Source organism: Rhizobium bangladeshense, assembly GCF_001662075.1.
Classification (GTDB): domain Bacteria; phylum Pseudomonadota; class Alphaproteobacteria; order Rhizobiales; family Rhizobiaceae; genus Rhizobium; species Rhizobium bangladeshense_B.
In genome coordinates this window covers 1-1,205 of record NZ_LYPL01000089.1, presented here as the reverse complement: position 1 = coordinate 1,205, position 1,205 = coordinate 1, and the positions used below count along the sequence as shown (strand labels likewise).

Genomic DNA, 1,205 nt, shown 5'->3' with positions numbered 1-1,205 from the left:
CGGGATAGGCATTCTGCCGCAGCCCCTCGAAGCACCCGACAAGAGCCACGGCCATAGCGGCGGCGGCACTACCCTTCTGCAGGCGGTTTGCCATTCAATTCTCCAGAGATTTGCTGTTGAAAGACGATGCGCGCGACGATCGCCGCCGCGGTGAGAAGGCCCGATGCCGCCGACAGGGCAAGCTGGATGTAGAGGTTGCCCGGTATCCAGGTGCCGGCGACGAAATTGGTGACGGGCTCGAGGACGATGAAGATGAGCGCCAATGCCATAAAGCGGACGCTCCAGGCGCGCCTCAGCACTGCGCGCCAGTTGTGGACGAGCATGGGGGGCTCCGGAGGTGTGGCTGTGGAAAAACCCGCCTCACGGATGGAGACGATAGTTGTCTATTGCTAATGTTTTCTCTTAAGGGTAGTCGAAGGCCTGGATATGGTCAGAGCGATGCCGCTCTGTCTGTCGTGTTTCCATATTTGCTTGGGCCAGTGGCAGGAGTCACGGCCTGTTTGGCCTTACTCTCTGAAGGCAGTTTCGAAGATCGAATTAGATGGCTGCACAAGCTCGTTCAAAAATAAGCGCTCGCACTTTTTTCGCTTATCTAGTGAGCCTCGCACTGCTTGCGTTCCTGATTAGGTCAATTAGCTGGCAAGAAACTGCCCGTATACTTAAGGACGGTGTTCACCCTGCTTCTCTGTGGCCATTTTCGATCACGGCTCTGTTGATTGCCACAGTCTACGGTTGCCGTTGGCAACTGCTGATAGGTGGAAGACTTGACAAGAGCACCTCTCTTATAGCCTCCATTCTTTGCCTCGGCTGCAACATGTTTCTCCCTGCAAGAGGAGGAGATCTGTTGCGAGTTCACTACAGCCATGTTGTAGGCCGGGTAGCTCAAGCCGAAGTATTTGGCAGCCTTATAGTGGAAAAGGTAATCGATCTCATTACGATCGCTGTGGTAGGCGTATTAGCTGCTACAGTTTTAACACTATCGCTGGATGCCGCCCGCACCGAAATATTATTTGTTTCAATTTCTTCGGCTCTCGGACTTGCGCTCACCGCTGTTGCGCTAGTGAAATACTTTAACGCGCTTCTGCTGAAATGGGTTTGCACGGTATTCACTTATGCGGGGTGTGAATCTTTCTTCAATAGACATGTCGCAGTGCTAATACGCAGTGCGGGTGAGCAAATGACGCTCAAAAACTTGCTCTCTCCTG

2 protein-coding genes and 1 pseudogene are annotated in these 1,205 nt (G+C 53.2%); 1 reads left to right on the top strand and 2 read right to left on the bottom strand.

From position 1 onward, the window contains the following. Positions 1-94 (bottom strand): annotated as a pseudogene (locus A7X77_RS32885) (lysozyme); the annotation flags it as partial. Further along, positions 69-323 carry a hypothetical protein gene (locus A7X77_RS31600; protein ID WP_064686693.1) on the bottom strand — a complete coding sequence of 85 codons (255 nt, stop codon included), beginning with the start codon at positions 321-323 and terminating at the stop codon, positions 69-71. The pseudogene A7X77_RS32885 and the gene A7X77_RS31600, both read right to left, overlap by 26 nt. Positions 324-541: 218 nt before the next feature. Between A7X77_RS31600 and A7X77_RS33325 the strand changes: the two genes are divergently transcribed. Further along, a partial coding sequence (locus A7X77_RS33325) for a lysylphosphatidylglycerol synthase domain-containing protein (RefSeq protein WP_197486932.1) occupies positions 542-1,205 on the top strand: 664 nt, incomplete at its 3' end.

What these genes read in the sequence shown, in the direction of transcription:
- A7X77_RS31600 (WP_064686693.1), bottom strand. Translation starts at nt 323, where the DNA reads ATGCTCGTCCACAACTGGCGCGCAGTGCTGAGGCGCGCCTGGAGCGTC.